This is a genomic window from Acinetobacter sp. CAU_H_29a_1 (genome assembly GCF_058599505.1).
Window position 1 is genome coordinate 1,331,969 of record NZ_CM178655.1, and the last position, 17,395, is coordinate 1,349,363.

12 protein-coding genes are annotated in these 17,395 nt (G+C 41.8%); 10 read left to right on the forward strand and 2 right to left on the reverse strand.

Translation table 11 applies throughout. From position 1 onward, the window contains the following. Positions 1-113 precede the first annotated feature (113 nt). From AC4MDD_RS06625 to AC4MDD_RS06655, 7 genes are all read left to right on the forward strand, one after another. Positions 114-1,250 carry an acyl-CoA dehydrogenase family protein gene (locus tag AC4MDD_RS06625; RefSeq protein WP_078389332.1) on the forward strand — a complete coding sequence of 379 codons (1,137 nt, stop codon included), beginning with the start codon at positions 114-116 and terminating at the stop codon, positions 1,248-1,250. Between the two features lie 260 nt (positions 1,251-1,510). After that, positions 1,511-3,157: an AMP-binding protein gene (locus AC4MDD_RS06630; protein WP_078389333.1), complete on the forward strand. Its 1,647-nt coding sequence runs from the start codon at positions 1,511-1,513 to the stop codon at positions 3,155-3,157. Positions 3,158-3,723: 566 nt separating this feature from the next. After that, positions 3,724-4,494 carry a HesA/MoeB/ThiF family protein gene (locus tag AC4MDD_RS06635; protein WP_004696494.1) on the forward strand — a complete coding sequence of 257 codons (771 nt, stop codon included), beginning with the start codon at positions 3,724-3,726 and terminating at the stop codon, positions 4,492-4,494. A 57-nt stretch (positions 4,495-4,551) separates the two neighbouring features. Then, positions 4,552-5,850, forward strand: a complete 1,299-nt coding sequence (locus AC4MDD_RS06640) for an ABC1 kinase family protein (RefSeq protein WP_078426644.1) — start codon at positions 4,552-4,554, stop codon at positions 5,848-5,850. A gap of 145 nt (positions 5,851-5,995) precedes the next feature. After that, complete coding sequence (gene folB, locus AC4MDD_RS06645) at positions 5,996-6,376, forward strand: dihydroneopterin aldolase (protein WP_010327015.1); 381 nt, start codon at positions 5,996-5,998, stop codon at positions 6,374-6,376. Beyond that, entirely contained in the window at positions 6,333-6,776 is a 444-nt protein-coding gene (locus AC4MDD_RS06650; RefSeq protein WP_491882432.1) for a 2-amino-4-hydroxy-6-hydroxymethyldihydropteridine diphosphokinase, read from the forward strand. The genes folB and AC4MDD_RS06650 overlap by 44 nt, the downstream gene beginning before the upstream one ends. Before the next feature lie 73 nt (positions 6,777-6,849). Continuing rightward, a complete protein-coding gene (locus tag AC4MDD_RS06655; protein WP_491882433.1) occupies positions 6,850-7,377 on the forward strand; it encodes a COG3650 family protein in 528 nt (175 codons plus the stop codon). Between the two features lie 70 nt (positions 7,378-7,447). On the opposite strand, the gene coq7 is transcribed toward AC4MDD_RS06655, so the two are convergent. Together coq7 and AC4MDD_RS06665 are read right to left on the reverse strand one after the other, a co-directional pair. Beyond that, complete coding sequence (gene coq7, locus AC4MDD_RS06660; protein ID WP_004696505.1) at positions 7,448-8,083, reverse strand: 2-polyprenyl-3-methyl-6-methoxy-1,4-benzoquinone monooxygenase; 636 nt, start codon at positions 8,081-8,083, stop codon at positions 7,448-7,450. Positions 8,084-8,087: 4 nt separating this feature from the next. Beyond that, on the reverse strand, positions 8,088-9,407 hold the full coding sequence (locus tag AC4MDD_RS06665) for an MFS transporter (RefSeq protein WP_491882434.1): 1,320 nt from the start codon (positions 9,405-9,407) through the stop codon (positions 8,088-8,090). Between the two features lie 176 nt (positions 9,408-9,583). Here AC4MDD_RS06665 and AC4MDD_RS06670 point away from each other — a divergent pair, with 176 nt between their 5' ends. The 3 genes from AC4MDD_RS06670 (at position 9,584) to AC4MDD_RS06680 (ending at position 17,293) form a co-directional block, all read left to right on the forward strand. Beyond that, positions 9,584-12,337 (forward strand): autotransporter assembly complex protein TamA, encoded by a 2,754-nt coding sequence (locus AC4MDD_RS06670; RefSeq protein WP_491882435.1) that lies wholly within the window; start codon positions 9,584-9,586, stop codon positions 12,335-12,337. A gap of 25 nt (positions 12,338-12,362) precedes the next feature. Further along, positions 12,363-16,880: a translocation/assembly module TamB domain-containing protein gene (locus AC4MDD_RS06675; protein ID WP_491882436.1), complete on the forward strand. Its 4,518-nt coding sequence runs from the start codon at positions 12,363-12,365 to the stop codon at positions 16,878-16,880. Between the two features lie 209 nt (positions 16,881-17,089). Further along, positions 17,090-17,293, forward strand: a complete 204-nt coding sequence (locus tag AC4MDD_RS06680; RefSeq protein WP_004696512.1) for a hypothetical protein — start codon at positions 17,090-17,092, stop codon at positions 17,291-17,293. The last annotated feature ends 102 nt before the right edge of the window (positions 17,294-17,395 follow it).

Consider the following 17,395-nt stretch of genomic DNA (forward strand, 5'->3'; position numbering starts at 1 on the left):
ATCCTTGTATCTCAGTTTCGGAGGCGACATCCATGTCGCCGTCACATCTATCCAAATGCTGTAAATAGTAGAAATTTTGAACTGAATATAATTGATATAGAAAAGGATATCTAATGCTTTTAAATGAAGAACAAAAAATGGTTCAGGATATGCTGCGTAGTTATTCGCAGGAAAAACTGAAGCCAACTGCAGCTGAACGTGACAAAACCGCACAGTTTCCTGCGCAAGAACTTAAAGAGCTGGGTGAGTTAGGTGCTTTGGGTATGACTGTTTCACCTGAGTGGGGTGGTGCAGGCTTAGATTATATTTCACTGGTGGTGGCACTTGAGGAGATTGCAGCAGGTGACGGTGCGATTTCGACCATTGTCAGTGTGCAAAACTCACTGCCGTGTGGCATTACCCAGCGTTATGGAACTGATGCGCAAAAGCAGAAATATTTAAGCAAGCTTGCCACAGGTGAGTGGTTGGGGTGCTTTTGTCTCACTGAACCACAAGCAGGATCAGATGCAGGTGCGTTGGAGTGTAAAGCTGTTCGTGAGGGCGATGAGTGGGTGCTGAATGGAACCAAACAATTTATTACCACAGGAAAGCATGCACAAGTCGCTTTGGTTTTTGCAGTCACAGACAAAGCTGCGGGGAAGAAAGGTATTTCTTGCTTTTTAGTCCCAACCGATACCGAAGGCTATATTGTCTCTCGTATAGAAGAAAAGATGGGGCAGCACTGTTCGGATACGGCAACCATTGTTTTGGAGAACTGCCGCATTCCGGCAGATCATTTGCTAGGTGCTGAAGGCGAAGGCTATAAAATTGCGCTTTCAAATTTGGAGTCGGGACGTATCGGTATTGCAGCCCAATCAGTGGGTATGGCTCGTGCCGCTTTAGATGCTGCGGTTGAATATGCCAATGACCGTAAAGCCTTTGGTGTTGAAATTGTACAACATCAGGCAGTTGCTTTTCGTTTAGCCGATATGGCGACGCAAATTGAAGCGGCACGTCAGTTAATTTTCCATGCAGCCGCTTTGAAGGATGCAGGATTGCCATGTTTAAAAGAAGCCTCTATGGCCAAACTGTTTGCCTCAACCATGGCAGAGCGTGTTTGTTCTGATGCTATTCAAATTTATGGTGGCTATGGCTATGTTTCAGATTTTCCTGTTGAACGAATTTATAGGGACGTCCGTGTGAGCCAGATTTATGAAGGGGCATCTGATATCCAGCGTCTTGTCATTGCACGTGAAGTCACCAAGGTTTAAGTCGACTCAGTTTTAGACCTTGGTCGATGTTCAAAGCCTGCACTTTCATTGAGGGATTTGGAAATTGTAGGTGCATTTAAAACATGGTTATCTAGGTACAGCGGTTAAGTACAGTCATTAAATAGAGCAGCTGAGCTGCTCTAGGTTTTCAAATAATATAGAACTGACAATGAGGTCAGTTCAACGCTTAAAACGATAAAGAACATGGACGGCCAAAGTGGATTTGGCCTTAAAAAAATGGATAATACGAGGTTGTCGTGATGAAGACATTAGAACAAGCCCACCAAGAATTTAACTATGAGCAACTGATTCAGGAACAATTGGTCGGCCAACCCAATGCAATAAATGCCTATATTGAGTGCTGTCAGCGTTATGTCGGGTTACAAAAAACAGCACTCATCTGGGAAGGAAAAAATGGTGAGTCAGAGCAATGGAGTTTTGAACAGCTCGATGTTGCCTCAGCACAGTTGGCAAATTATTTTAAAAAGATCGGGATTCAAGTGGGGGACTGTATCGCAGGGCTGTTACCGCGTACGCCTGAACTGCTGATTACGATTTTAGCAACATGGCGGATCGGTGCGATTTATCAGCCTTTGTTTACTGCTTTTGAGTCGAAGGCGATTGAACATCGAGTTTTAACTGCGAACACCAAGTTGATTGTGATCAATGCAGAGCAACGTCCAAAATTAAATCACGTTGAAGTCAAACATATCCTTACAGTAAATGCGGGAACAAACTTAACTAGTAATGAAGCTGATTTTTGGCAAGAGGTCAAACAACAGTCCGATCAGTGTGAAGCTGTTTTGCGTAGCTTTGATGATGATTTTCTGATGATGTTTACCTCAGGCACCACAGGTTTGGCGAAATCAGTGCCTGTCCCTTTAAAAGCTGTTTTGGCGTTTAAGGGTTATATGCAACATGCAGTCGATTTAAGAGAAGACGATTCATTTTGGAATTTAGCCGATCCGGGCTGGGCTTATGGGTTGTACTACGGAATCACAGGCCCGCTCAGCTTGGGGCATAGCATCATTATGGATGAGCGTGCATTTAGCGTCGATCATGCGGTTGAAGTCATTAAAAAGTATCGCGTCAGTAACTTAACGGGTTCGCCTACAGCTTTTCGGATGTTCTTTGGTTTTAAAGAAAAGTTTGATCCTTCCATTAAGACCCATTTACGCGCCGTCAGTAGTGCAGGTGAGCCTTTAACCCCAGAAGTGATTCATTGGTTTAATAATGATCTGAATGTCAACATTTATGACCAATATGGACAAACTGAGTTGGGCATGGTGATTGCCAACCATCATGCACTGGAGCATGAGAAAAAAGTCGGGTCGGCAGGCTTTGCTAACCCCGGACACCGCTTTGCTGTACTTGATGCGAACCACCAAGAAGTGAAGTGCGGTGAAATTGGAACGCTAGCTATAGACTTTAGCCAGTCACCACTGACATGGTTTAAAGGCTATGGTGGCAATAATCGTAAATCCTTTGTGGGACAGTATTATTTAACAGGTGATACGGTCAAGCTCAATGAAATTGGCGGTATTGACTTTGTTGGGCGTGCTGACGATGTCATTACAACGTCAGGCTATCGTGTTGGACCTTTTGATGTCGAAAGTACTTTGCTTGAGTGTGCTGAAGTACTCGAATCAGCTGTGATTGGTAAGCCTGATCCAGAGCGCACTGAAGTGGTGAAAGCTTTTGTGGTGCTAAAGCCACAGTACCAAGCATCAAAAGAGTTGGATAGCAAACTCCAAGCCTATGTACGCTCACGTTTATCTAAACATGCTTATCCGAAAGAAATAGAGTTTGTTGAAAGCTTACCGAAAACATCGAGTGGCAAAATTCAACGTAATTTGCTGAAACAGCAAGAAGTGGCAAAGATGCAAACTTTACAAGCTGCAATTTAATTTAAAAATAAAAGGGTCTTAGTGGTAAGTCGAATTCGCAGTAATTGTTGATCTAACCGATTGAAAAAAATTATCTTGGCGGAGTTTTATCGAATTTTCATCCAATTTCGTCATTAGCCTGCGGCTCGCCCTACTTTTGTTTCGGCAAAAGTAGGCAAAACCATTGTCACCTGCAAAACCTGTTCTTTTCTTGGATTTATTAAAAGATATCGAAGAAACATTATCTTGCTTAGACCATGCAGGTTGCAGATGACATTTTCGCGTATCATATTTTTTGTTGAACTCTAATTAGAATTAAAGCCAGTCAGTTCTAAATAGGCTGGCTTTTTCTTTTAACCATTTATAGCGGGATGTAACTTGTGGAACACCGCTAGAAATATAGTTAGATGTATAAATAGCCTAAGAAAATTTAACTAGGCAACTAGTATGATTCAATCTCCATTACTTAAAAATGAAAAAAGTTGAGCCATCTAAAGCTCATAGCATTTATTGAATTTGTGCATAGCTAACCTTGGTTTCATGGTTATAATTCGCCATCAACATTTTCTTTAGCGAAAGGCTGAATCATGGACGAGTTAGATGAAAGTCTAGAACTGAGTAATGCTGAAATGCATCTCTATAGCCGCCAGATTTTATTGGACGGATGGGATATAGAGGCACAAGAAAAACTCAAGTTGGCCAATGTACTCATCGTAGGCTGTGGTGGCATTGGTTGTATGACTGCGGAGTTATTGGCACGTGCTGGCGTAGGGCAAATCAGCTTGATAGATGCCGATACCATCGAAGTGAGCAATCTCCAAAGACAGATTGCCTATGTAGAAAACAATGTCGGTTTTTATAAAGCAGAGGTTTTGGCCCAGCGTTTAAAGCAGATCAATCCCTACATCAAAGTTCATGCGCATGCTGTAAAACTTGATACAACCAATGCAGCTAGTTTAATTGCAGGTCAAGACTTAGTCCTCGATGGCTGTGATAATTTTACGACACGGTATTTGGTCAATCAGCAGTGTAAAGTGGCCAATATTCCACTCATCAGTGCATCGGCCATTGGTTTTCAAGGGCAACTGTTTATGGTGGAAGGTGAGTCCGCTTGCTATGAATGCTTGTTCCCGAAAGAAGAACATGCGAATGAAAGCCTACGCTGTGCAGATTCGGGCGTTTTAGCTACCACGCCAAACGTGATGGCCAGCCTTCAAGCGCATCATGCACTCTTATATTTGGGTTTAAATGTGACCGCACTCAAACAACGTCTGTTGCTTTGGGATGGTCTAAGTATGAAACAACGTTTGCTTGCTTTCGAAAAAGATACAGATTGTCCCGTTTGTCAGGCAAGATAAGCCTACAATTTTTTCATTCTTTGATACACTCAATACAATTTATTTTTGACCGATATTATGAAAAACAATATCTTTTTAGATGGACTGCGCTCTGTTGCCCGTGTTGGGGAAACAGCAGTCATTGCAGCACGTGCGGGTATTAAGTACGCGACTGAAAAACCAAGTAATGCCAAACTGATGCGTGAAACCTTTGAGTCTTTGGGTTCAACCTATATCAAGTTGGGTCAGTTTATTGCAAGTACACCTTCACTTTTTCCACGTGAATATGTTGAAGAGTTTCAAGGCTGTTTAGACCAAACGCCATCTTTACCATTTAGTTATGTGCAAGGGGTTTTGGCATCTGAGTTTGAAGGCCGAAACCTGTCTGAGATTTTTGCATCTATTGATGAAACGCCTTTAGCTTCAGCATCTATTGCCCAAGTCCATGCCGCAAAACTGGTGACGGGCGAAGATGTGGTGATTAAAGTACAAAAGCCAGGTGTAGAAACGATTCTCTATACCGACTTAAATGTTCTGCACTGGGCCACCAAGGTTTTAGAAAAAGCAGTGCCTAAAGTCAAATTTGCATCTCTTGCAGACATTGTGGAAGAAATCAAAACCCGCATGGTTCGTGAAGTCGATTTTATTGAAGAAGCCAGTAATCTGGATGACTTTGTGAACTATCTCAATATCACGCAAAACCATAAGGCGATGGCACCTAAAGTCTATCACCAGTATTCGACTCGCCGTGTGCTCACCATGCAGCGTCTTTATGGCGTGCCATTAACAGATTTTGAAGTGGTTAAAAAACGCTGTAAAGATCCTTCACAAGTCCTGATTACTGCTATGAATACATGGTTTGGTAGCCTGATGATGTGTAATAGCTTCCATGCTGATCTACATGCTGGCAATCTGATGCTGCTTGATGATGGTCGCGTGGGTTTTATTGATTTCGGCATTGTGGGGCAGTTGAAACCTGAAGTATGGACAGCTTGCATCGCGTTTATGGATGCCTTACAAAAAACGGATTATGCACTCATGGCGGAAAATATGCTGAAAATGGGCATGACCGCTGTGAAGATTGATACTCAGGTGTTGGCTGCAGATCTTGAGCGTTTATTTAGTGGTGTGTTGTTGGCAGATCCGCAAGAATTGCTTAGTTCAAACCCAGCAGATTTGAATGACATCATGATGGATATGGTTGCAGTAGGTGAGCGTCACGGTATTCGCTTCCCACGTGATTTTGCCTTGTTATTTAAACAGATGCTGTATTTCGATCGTTTCATGCGCATCCTTGCACCGTATACCGACATCTATGCTGACCAGCGTTTGCAAATGGTGCAAACTATGGATCCAAATGTGTTGTTAAAAAACTAAGTTCTTTTGAAGCACACTCACCAAAAAATCCCTTTCAGTCCTTCTTTTAAAAGAGGGACTGAAAAATGCTTTCCTGTTTAAGCGGTGAGAAACATGGTTTCGTAAGTCAGGGATTAAAATGTCAAAATCTGTTAAAGGTAATAATGTGGACGCAATTATCATTGAAGGCTTAAAGGTTGAAACAGTGGTTGGCTGCTTTAACTGGGAACGTCAGATTATTCAGCCTTTAATGTTGGATATGATTATTCAAACAGATTTGGAACAAGCTTCAAACTCAGATGACTTAGACCATACCTTAAATTATGCTGAAATTTGTGAAATTGCAGCAAAGGTCATTCAGGATGCTAAGCCTGAACTGATTGAACATGCAGCAAAATTGGTTATCAACGCACTTTTTTCTACCTTTCATGCGATTGAATCGATTAATATTACCATCCGTAAGCCTGCCATTATCGCGCAAGCAAATTCTGTAGGAATTCGTCTTGAACGCCACCGAAACGATTTTCGCCCTAGCTCTGGCGAGTAATAATAATCCAAAGCAACATTTTTTATATGCCTCTGAGCAACTTGCTAAAATTGGGCAACTGCAATTTTCGAACATTTATTTAATTCCATGCCGTGATGGGGTTGGGGCAGATTATTGGAATGCAGCCTGTTTGTTGAAATCGTCTTTGTCCGTTACCGATATTTCAGTATTGCTGAAAAATATGGAAGCCACATCTGGGCGTATCCGCCCATCGCATCAGATTTCACTGGATGTCGATTTGATTGCATGGGGTGAAAACTTAGAACATATGCAGTTCAATCCCAAAAAATTGCCTTTGGCTTTAGATGTTAAAATTCCAATGTTCGATGTGTGGAAGGATAATGCATTTCAACATCAAGCGCATGTATTTCCAACGGTGAGCTGCTTGGAAGCCAAGTAACATATCGAAGTGTGATTGGCACTTGAACTGGCTTAATATGCTTATAAAATATAATTCGCAGCGAGCTATTTTCATGAAAATACAAATTTTGAGTGCTCTTTCTTTAGCAGTGTTTTTAGCGGGCTGTCATTCAACTCCGTCCAAAACGACAGCGAGACCTGCTATGGATATAACGAGTGTATCTCAAACGACTGAAAAACAAGGGTTAAAACTAGCTGTTCAGACCTATACCCAAGATCAATCGGATTATCAAGCTAGCCTATATGATTTAAACCAAGACGGAATCGATGATGCCGTGGTGCTATTAAGTGGGATGGAGTGGTGTGGTTCAGGTGGCTGTACGTTGCTGGTCTTTAAAGGTCTTGCAGATGAGAGTTTCCAACCGCATAGCAAAATGACTGTTTCATCTACACCGATTTATGCTTTAAGTACTCAAACCCAAGGTTGGCGTGATTTATCGGTCTATACCCGAGGTTTGGGACAGGTCATACTGAAGTACAATGGGAAAAGCTATCCATCAAATCCATCACTAGCGTCAAAATATACGGCGAATTTAAAGCAAGTAGGTAATACTTTATTACTGCCGATCGTTGTGGAATAACTCAGCATTAAGTCAATAAAAAAGCAGTGGCATAACCACTGCTTTTTTATTGGGTTCAAACCATTGTGGTTTAAATAAAATAACTGGTCTTGGTCATGAGTTTTGATATAGCCGTCATGGTGATTTTGACAGGAATCGGTAAGTCGACACCGCCAGCATTCAGTGCTGTATCACGATGGTGTAATTCATCTTCATTCATTTGCACAAGAATATTGCGTGAACGGTCATCTTGAGCAGGGAGTTGGCTGATGTGATGCTGTAAATGCAGGCTCACTTGGCGTTCAGTTTCTGCAACAAAACCTAAGCTATATTTATCGCCTGCAATGCCTGCGATTGCGCCCATACCAAAGGATAAGCCGTACCAAATTGGATTGAGCAGACTGGTATGGCTGTCTAGCTCTTTTAAGCGATCTTCACACCATGCAAGATGGTCTTGTTCTTCAATCGCAGCTTGTTCCATTTCGCGGCGTACATTCGGTAGTTTTGCCGTTAAAGCTTGCCCATGATAAAGCGCTTGCGCACACACTTCGCCACTATGGTTGACTCGCATTAGACCTGCAACATGACGCGCTTCACTCACGGCGAGTTGGGTTTCGACCGCCTTGCCTGGGTTTTCACGTTGAGCAGACGTTGTGCCTGGAACTAAGCTACGCAGGGCTTGATCAAAAGAATTGATAAATTTATCGATTCCAGTGTAATGACGCATAACTTTAGTCCTCTAACTCAGGTTGTACAGTTTTTAGCATGGGTTTGAGTCGATATAACAACCACAGCGTAAAGCCCGCACTCAGTACAGCAGTAATGCTGAAAAGTATTTTAATATCAATCTTCAAAACACTTAAAATGATAATCGAAAATACAGCAGAAGACACCATAAACACCGCATTTAATATATTGTTTGCAGCAACAACGCGTGCACGATGTGAACGCGGTGAATAGGCTTGCATCATGGCGTATAGGGGCACAATATAAAAACCACCACTGATGCCGAGCAAGGTCACTGCAAGCATGACATGGTAGTAAATTGCACCGTGGTTAAACATATCCGCGACATTCATCATTGCCCCTGTACGCTCAGGTACAAAAGCCAGACTCAAAGCCAAGTAAAAGGCAAATAGGGTGAGCCCAATCGCACCGATAGGCACCATTTTAATATTCACTTCAGAGCCACCAATTCTACGACACAGCAGTGAACCGACTCCAATCCCGACAGAAAAGAACGTGAGTAAAAGACTGACGACATTTTCTGATGCATGTAAGTTTTGTTGAGTCAACTGTGGAATTTGGGTGAGATAGGTTGCTCCGTAAAACCAATACCATGAATTTCCCAGTAAAATCATAAAGATGAGGGGGAGGCTTTTGGCATATTTGAGTGTTTGAAAACTGGTTCTAAAGAAATTCCAATCAATTTTTAACTCGGGTGAGCTGACTTGCTGTTTTAAAATAAATCGACTGGAGAGATAACCCAAAACGGCAATAATGACGACAGTCAGGCTGATCCAAATAAGATTGCCTTGAGAAACCGAAATAACTGCGCCACCCAAAATCATCCCGATTAAAATAGCAATGGATGTACCCGACTGAAATAGCGCATTGCCTGACATGAGTTCATTCGGTTTTAGAATCTCAGGTAAAATGGCGTATTTAATGGGGCCAAAGAAGGTGGAGTGTGTGCCCATCATAAATAGAGCCAAGAGCAGCAGCCATAAATTGCCCAATAAGAAACCCGCAGAACCGATGAGCATAATCACAATTTCTAGAACTTTGATGCCACGAATAAGTTGTGAGCGCTCAAACTTATCGGCAATTTGTCCTGCGGTTGCAGAAAAAATGAAGTAAGGCAAAATAAATAACAGTGCGGCTAAATTATTTAAGGTACTGACATCCGCGGCTTGTTGATTAATCCATCCATAAGTAATGACTAAAAGCAAAGCTTGTTTATAGACATTGTCGTTTAAAGCACCAAAAAATTGGGTAATAAACATGGGAAGAAAACGACGGGTACTTAATAGATGTTCATTGTTTTTCATGCTTTTTGCACTGCATTAAGTTTTATTAAGAAATGTGACTAATTGCTCAAACGTTCAATAAAATCATGTAAGATATTTAAAACCTGAAATTGGGTAAAATAATCAATAGATTTCAGTTCTTTTGTGACAATTCATTAGAGCAAATCCGTAACGATTAAATAAATTTAGAGTTTTCTATGCTTGCCAAAACACAATTTAAAAAGTCGACTCTTTCATTGAGTATGAATTCTTTCATACCGTGGCATCATAACAATAAATATTTGTGTCTGAGTATCTTTTTAACGCTTTTGTCACAAGCCGCTTTGGCTGAAACGCCCGTTGCGATTGAACCAAGTAACGCACAAGTCGAGCCACAAACTTCTACGCAATTCACTGAAGACATTAAAAAAGAAGCAATTCGCCAAGGTATGGGCAGCGCGGACGAATTAAAAAAAGTTGAAAATTCTGTAGTTCAGCCTACGGTTCCTGACAGTATGCAAATGTTGCAACAGCAGCAGACGGCTTTAAAAAATTTACCTGAATTTGCACCGATTGAGTTTGAAGATCTTGAGGAATTGCCAACTCTGCAAGTTGATCAAGGCATGGCCAATGATATTTATCAGATGGCTGAGCAAGCGAAAGCAGAAGCTCAAGCTTACCGAAGTGGTAAAACGACCGAGTTGGTGCTGAGCGATGCAACTCAGCAGGAAATGGCGGAAATTAATCAAGCTCCGGTCAATGTTGATCAACTGATACAAAGTATTCAAGCAGACAGTAAAATTTCAGTAGAAGCCAACACGGAAGGAAATACTTTAGATTTTGGCATGAGTGCTGAAGAGCAAATTGCCAAAGAACCTAATTTCTTTAAACGCATGCTTTATAAAATTCGACCACCAAGAGAACTGGATACGGCAAAGGTGCCGCGGATCAGTGCGGATGTCGAAGTCATCAATGCGAAATATGAAGGTGAAATACCCAATAAAGCGTATCAGGCCGCTTTGGTTAATTTAAAAGAAAATATTAAAGGCAAAGTTTCTAGCTTTACTGAAGAGTCTTTTGAAGACTTTCCTTCTGCACTGCCACAGTTGCGTTCACTTTCAAACCAAGCCGCACAAGCTGTCGGTTTTTATAATGCTGAATTTAAGTTTGAAAAAACCAGCAGTAACCGTGTGCGCATTCAAGTGGTACCGAATACCCCTGTGCGGATTGAAGAACAAAACATCGAGTTTAGTGGCGCAGGGCAGTACTTACCGCAGTTCCAAGTGATTAAAGTCTTACCGGAGCAAGACGTCGGTGATGTATTGCACCACGGCTTATACGAGTCGACCAAAGCACGAATTAATGATGCGGCCAGCAATAACGGTTTCTTTGATAGTTATTGGCGTTTACATGATGTGAAAGTTGAACAGCCGCAAAATACGGCAGACATTAACTTACGTTATGAAACAGGTGAACGCTATAAACTTGGCGGTGTTGAGTTTGTGATGAGCGACCCAAGCAAACCACTGCCTATTGATCTAGATGTTTTACAAAGTTTAGTGACTTGGGAGCCTGGGGCGGACTATACCTTTTGGCGTGTTAATGGTTTGGCTAATAATTTAACTAACTCACGTTACTTTAACTACAGCTTGGTAGATGCTGTTCGACCTGATCCTGTTGAAAGAGTTCGTGAGTTACCACCTGATTTACAGCAGTTGGTCGATGAACAACAACTTTCTCGTCAGGATGTTCTGGTTCAAGAAAAAAAGGAAGTTGCTTCGAATCGTGAAGTGACGCAGTCTGTGGTGAGTGAAGCACAGTTCGCAGGTGTTAATGATCCTGAGCAAAATAAAGCACAAGCAGCGCTTCGCACCGCACAAGAAACCAAACAGAGTGAAGAAGAGCGTTTAAAACTTGAAGCTCGGGAAACAAAAGTAATTCCTGTTAAAGTCACTTTAAATGCAGACCAGTTAAATAGTGTCGAAGTCGGTGCTGGTTATGGTAGTGACTCAGGTGCACGCTTACGTACACAGTATCGCCGTGCGATTGTGAACCAGCGTGGTCACTCTTTTGATGCCAACTTGGAACTTTCAGAAATTCGACAGGCTATTGATGGTCGCTATAATATCCCATATAAGCATCCACTAAATGATTATATCAGTCTCGTGGGAGGTTATGAGCGTGAAGAACGAGATGACATCGGACAAGGCGTAAACTTACTCACTGAATCTGCTGTTGCTGGGGCTGACCGTGTTATCAAAAACCCAATGGGGAATTGGCAACATACCTATGGGGTGCGTTACCGTTTAGATCGATTAACGCAAAAGGGTTCGGCGAATGTAGATGATTTGCCGGATGCATTTATTGCAAATAATGACCCTGAGCAAGAGTCGCTTTTATTGGGCTATGAAATTTCTAGAATCGATAGCGATAAGCGTGTAAACCCAAGTAAGGGAATTAAACAAACTTATAAAATTGAACTGGGAAGCGAAAGCCTACTTTCAGATGCAGATATGGCCATCGTAAATGCGGGTTGGCGTTTTATCTATTCATTGGGTGAAAATGATAATCACCAGTTTGTTGGGCGTGGTGATCTCGGTTATATCTTTACCTCAGACTTTAATAAAGTCCCTTATAACTTACGTTATTTCACGGGTGGAGACCAAGGCATTCGTGGTTTTGACTACAAGAGTTTGTCACCTGTGGTCGATGGTTTTAAAGTGGGTGGTCAAGCCTTAGCTGTCGGCTCCATGGAATACAATTACCAATTTAAAGAAGGCTGGCGTGCAGCAGTATTCAGCGACTTTGGTAATGCTTATGATACAGATTTTAGCAATGACACCGAATACAGTATTGGTCTTGGTGTGCGTTGGGCATCACCGATAGGCCCCATTCGGATTGATGTAGCTTCAGGTATTTCTGATGATAGTCATCCGATACGTGTGCATTTCTTTATTGGCTCATTATTATAATATTTAACACTTTTTTGGGAAGACTATGGCTGAAGTAGAACAGCAGCAAGAACCAACACCACCTGCGCCGCTCATCAAACAGCGACGTATTTTTAGAAGTGTCATTTTGACGCTGTTGTTGACGCTCATCTTGTTGGTGATATCGCTTGCGGTCATGTTTTCTACCGACAAAGGCAGTAAGTTTTTACTCGACCAAGTTTTACAACGTCAGCAGATTATCCAATATGAGTATGAAGGCGGTAACTTGTGGAAAGGTATTATCCTTAAAAATGTGGTGGTTACCTTAAAGCCTGTCGATGTCAAAATTGACCGTGCTGACGTGATTTTGGGTTGGCGTGCCATCTTAGATAAGGAGATTCATCTACGTGAAGCTGATGTACGCAATTTGCGCATCATTACCAAAGGTGAACCGAGTGATGAACCCTTTAAGTTCAGCGAAATTAAATTACCCTTTGTTTTACGTTTAGATACAGCAGATATTGATCATTTAAATATCCGGACTGCATCCGATGCCCAAGTAGATTTTTATGATGTGCATTTAAATAATGCCCTCTGGTCGGGGACGGAACTTGAGTTTGAAGACTCTCGCATGGACATGGGCTATTTAGCAGTTGGTAATGCAACTGGGAAAATGAAATTCTCAGGGAAATATCCACTTGAGGCGACTGCTATTGTCAACCTACCAGCACTACGTGATAGCTTAAATGTGCATGATATTGCTGTACACGCAACAGGGACATTGGATACTATTCAAGCGGGTTTTGCAACGCGGACACCTGACCTGTTGACGGGTTGGGCTATTTTGCACCCTGTACGTGAGCATGTACCGATGCAAGGTCAGCTAAAATTTAATCATTACAACTTACCACTCCTGACCGATTACAAACTCTATGCTGAAAAAGGCGTTGCTAAATTTTCAGGTGATATAGAACGTTTAAATATCGACTTAAATACAGATCTGAGTGGTAAAGATATTCCAAAAGGTCAATATACTGCTTTGATGCATACCGATTTGGTTCATCAACTTGATATTGATAACCTAAATGCTCAGTTGATGAAAGGTTCGGTCAATCTGGGTGGTGTGGTGAGTTGGAAAGATCATGTCACTTGGGACATACAAGGTCGTTTAGATAAAATTAATCCTAAAGATGATGTACTGCCACAAGTGGTTTCTGACTTTCTACCACCAAGTTTAGATGCAAAAATTGCATCCAAAGGTACGCTTGAAAAGGGTTTACACTTAACCGCAGATCTAGACTTTGATCGTTATGAAGCATGGCATCTCGCACTAGACCAAAACCCAGAGAAAAATAACAAAGTCCAGCCAATGTTGATAGATGTCTCTTGGAAAAATATTGACCGCGCCGTGCCTTATATCGGCTGGTTAAGTAGTGCTTCAGGAGATGTAAAACTGGCGTTGGTTGAAGGTCAGCAAGATATTCATGTTGCTACTGTTGTGAGTCAACACGAAAAAGCGACCTTACCTGCGGGTAATTACCTCGCGCAGTTAAATTTTAAAAATAATAATTTAAATGTGCCGAGTTTTAGTTATGTAGCAGGTAAGGGAAGCTTAAGTGGTAATGCGGTGGTAGAGCTGCCAGATGAGAAACGTCAACTGAAGTGGAAAGCTGCTTTAAACGCGAAAGATTTTAACCCGCAAATGGTAGCAGAAGCTTCACCAGTTAATCTATTGAATGGAAAGCTCCAAGCAAGTGGCTATGCCAAACCGAATCAGCAAATCATTCAGCTACAGGGCATTGATCTGACTGGAAAACTGGTGGGCAATAATGAAACGGTTCACTTAACTGGTCAGTCAACCGCGGCACTCCTGTTTAATGATGAAAAAGCTGGTGGTGCTTTCAAAGGCTATGCAGTGAACTATGATGGCGCTTTAAAAGCCAGCCAGTTTGAAGCGAGTCAGGGTGCGTTAAACCTAAAACTTTCAGGAACGCCTGAGTTTATTAAAGTAACTGAGTTGAAACACAATGGTGTGGCAGGTCAAATTAATGCCAGTGGTTTGGTGCATTTTATTCACGGTATCACTTGGGATGTGAATGCAGCATTCATTCGTTTTAAACCACAATATTTTGCATCTAGTGTTAAAGGCGAATTGTCTGGTGTAGTGAAAACTAAAGGCACATGGTCGGATGCTTTAAAACGCATTAACATTGAGAGCTTAAACCTCGCAGGCATGCTCAATAATAAACCACTGCGTGGTACAGGTAATTTAGCTTTGGTGCTCAACTCCAGTGAAAAGGGCTTTTTACCGCAACAGTTTGAAGCGAATAATCTACTGTTGGCTTATGCCAAAAACCAAGTGCAAGCGACGGGTAATGCGCAAAATTTAAGACTGAATATTAATGCGCCTGCACTGTATGAAATTTATGCGGGTTTACGTGGCCGTGCCTACGGTTATTTAAATATTCAATCTCAACCACGTTTAAGGGCTACGGCAAACTTAGCAGTGGATAATTTTGGCTTTAAAGATCTGATTGATATGCGTAAATTACGCATTGTTGGGCAGTTACCGACATCGGAAACAACGCCATCATTATTGACTGCAAAAATGGAAAGCTTAAGAAGTGGTAATCGTGAAATTCAACAAGGTGAAATTTCACTGGCAGGTATTCGCAAAGCTCATTTATTAAAAGTTTCTGCACAAAACGAAAAGTCGAAATTTTATGTGCAATTGGCAGGTGGTTTTAATGCGCAAAATGATTGGTTAGGTCAGATCCAAAAAGGTGATTTTGACTCTTTACGTGCACGTTTGGTACAGCGCCAAAGTGCAGCCGTGGTCTATAACAGTGCCAAAGCAGATTTGTTGATTGGTGCGCATTGTTGGATGAGTCAACAAAGTCAGTTGTGTTTTGACCAACCGATTCGAGTCAGTAAAACACGTGGCAATATTTCATTCTTGACTCAAAACCTCGACCTAAACGACTTTGCTGCCTTTATGCCTGAAGGATTAGCGATTACAGGTAAGTTAAATGGACATGCTAAAGCGGTTTGGGCACAAGGATCTAAACCAAAAATTGATGCGCGCTTAGTCACCCGTGATGGTGTGATTGGCTTGGCGGCGGATGACCCACAAGATATGGGCTCAACCTTAAAATATGAACAAGTGGCTTTGGTTGCCAAAAGCATCGCAGAAGGATTACAAATCCGTTTGGATGTCAAAACACCTGAAATTGGTGTGGGCTATGCTAATGTGGTTATTGATCCGTATCGGGACAATATGCCTATGCGCGGTGAAATTGCATTTGATCAGGTACAACTTAAAGTCTTTAAACCTTTCATTGCGGATGTACGTTCGATGGGTGGAACAATTTCGTATGCAGGTATGATTAATGGAACGCTAAAAGCACCACTACTTACAGGCGATGTCCGTCTGAAAGACGGTTCGATTAGTATGATTTCATTGCCAGTCAACTTGACCAATATTCAGCTGTATTCGGCTATACGCCAAGACCAAGCCACCATCAATGGTGCTTTTAACAGTGGTCGTGGTGTGGGCACACTTACAGGGACGGTAGATTGGAAAAATGATCCACGCATTCAGCTTCAGTTGAATGGAGAAAATCTACTGATTCGCCAAGCGCCATTAATTACCGCGCTAGTGACGCCTAAAATCACACTGGATGTTTTACCGTTGAGTAAGAAATTAACCTTAAACGGTGAAATTCAAGTTCCTCGTGCGCTTATTTCGATGCCTGAAGCATCTGTACCTGTGGTGAACGTATCGTCAGATGTACGCGTGGTCAGAGAAGGTCAAAACCAATTGGCGATTTTAAATAGCGCAAAACCTTGGGATATTCGTGCTGATCTGATGGTTGGACTAGGTAATCAAGTTGTGTTCCAAGGGTTTAATAGTCGTATTCCATTGTTAGGACGTTTATATTTGTCTCAGCGCGGTGCTGAAACCGCAATGGGTGCCAATGGTGCAATTGGAGTAAGTCAGAAAGTTAAAATTGAAGCTTATGGACAGAGTTTGGATTTAAACCGTGCTATTGCGCGTTTTAACGGTGTGTTGAGCAACCCGACACTGGATGTCGATGCAAATAAAAATGTACAAGGCAGCACGGTGGGTTTCCGTGTGACGGGTACGGCAACATCACCCAATATTCAAGTCTATAACGATGCAGGGCTTTCTGAGCAAGAAGCTTTGAATGCGTTAATCACTGGCCGAATTAATGAAGGTACAACTGGTTTAAGTCAAACGGAAGGCTTCAAGTCAGATGTCAACAACACCATTGCTGCCGCAGGGATTAGTTTAGGTTTAGGCGGTACACGCGCCTTTACGAACCAAATTGGACGTACTTTTGGCTTAAGCGGTTTGGCGTTGGATGCGCAAGGCACAGGGGATGACACACAAGTCAGCCTGACGGGTTATATTACACCTGACTTATATATTCGTTATGGCGTGGGTGTCTTTACACCAGTCAATAAACTGACTCTGCGTTATCAAATGAACAAACGTATGTACTTAGAGGCGAGTCAGTCATTAGAGCGTGCCATCGACGTCTTCTATAACTGGAAGTTCTAAAGCTGCTCTTCTGCCAAATAAAGCCCCTACATCATGTAGGCTTTATTTTTAGGTGTTAAAAAAGCTTAATTCGTCATTTGATAAAATTCTTTATTTGATAGATGAAGAAAACCTATGAATAACAGACACTAGATACTTAAAATCAATTAAACCATAATGAAAGTAGGTGTATAGTAAATGGACTTGCTAAATTTAGAGTGATGATCCCTATGCCGATCAATTTTGTAATACGCTTTGCAGTGATTTTATTTTCAGTTTTAATTTTAGTGGCGCTTGCTATCCAGTTTTTCTTTGATCCGCACTATACCGTGGTCTTTTGGATCTTTGCTATGCCGTTCATTTTAGGTACTCCAATTCTAGCATCTGTAGTTTTAGCAAAAAATGAAGAGCTTGATATTCACTCAGTCAATTAAAATTGACCTGAAAATCTAGCTTTTCAAAATAAAAAGTCCGTCAAGTGATGGGCTTTTTTATGCAATCTTAAATGTTGCAAAACTCGCACAGTTTTTTTTTAA

Bases quoted from the DNA above. Each gene is read 5' to 3' on its own strand.
- coq7 (WP_004696505.1), bottom strand. From the start codon at position 8,083: ATGCGTCATTACACTGGAATCGATAAATTTATCAATTCTTTTGATCAA.
- AC4MDD_RS06635 (WP_004696494.1), top strand. From the start codon at position 3,724: ATGGACGAGTTAGATGAAAGTCTAGAACTGAGTAATGCTGAAATGCAT.
- AC4MDD_RS06665 (WP_491882434.1), bottom strand. From the start codon at position 9,407: ATGAAAAACAATGAACATCTATTAAGTACCCGTCGTTTTCTTCCCATG.
- AC4MDD_RS06655 (WP_491882433.1), top strand. From the start codon at position 6,850: ATGAAAATACAAATTTTGAGTGCTCTTTCTTTAGCAGTGTTTTTAGCG.
- AC4MDD_RS06630 (WP_078389333.1), top strand. From the start codon at position 1,511: ATGAAGACATTAGAACAAGCCCACCAAGAATTTAACTATGAGCAACTG.
- AC4MDD_RS06625 (WP_078389332.1), top strand. From the start codon at position 114: ATGCTTTTAAATGAAGAACAAAAAATGGTTCAGGATATGCTGCGTAGT.
- AC4MDD_RS06640 (WP_078426644.1), top strand. From the start codon at position 4,552: ATGAAAAACAATATCTTTTTAGATGGACTGCGCTCTGTTGCCCGTGTT.
- AC4MDD_RS06675 (WP_491882436.1), top strand. From the start codon at position 12,363: ATGGCTGAAGTAGAACAGCAGCAAGAACCAACACCACCTGCGCCGCTC.
- AC4MDD_RS06670 (WP_491882435.1), top strand. From the start codon at position 9,584: ATGCTTGCCAAAACACAATTTAAAAAGTCGACTCTTTCATTGAGTATG.
- AC4MDD_RS06680 (WP_004696512.1), top strand. From the start codon at position 17,090: ATGCCGATCAATTTTGTAATACGCTTTGCAGTGATTTTATTTTCAGTT.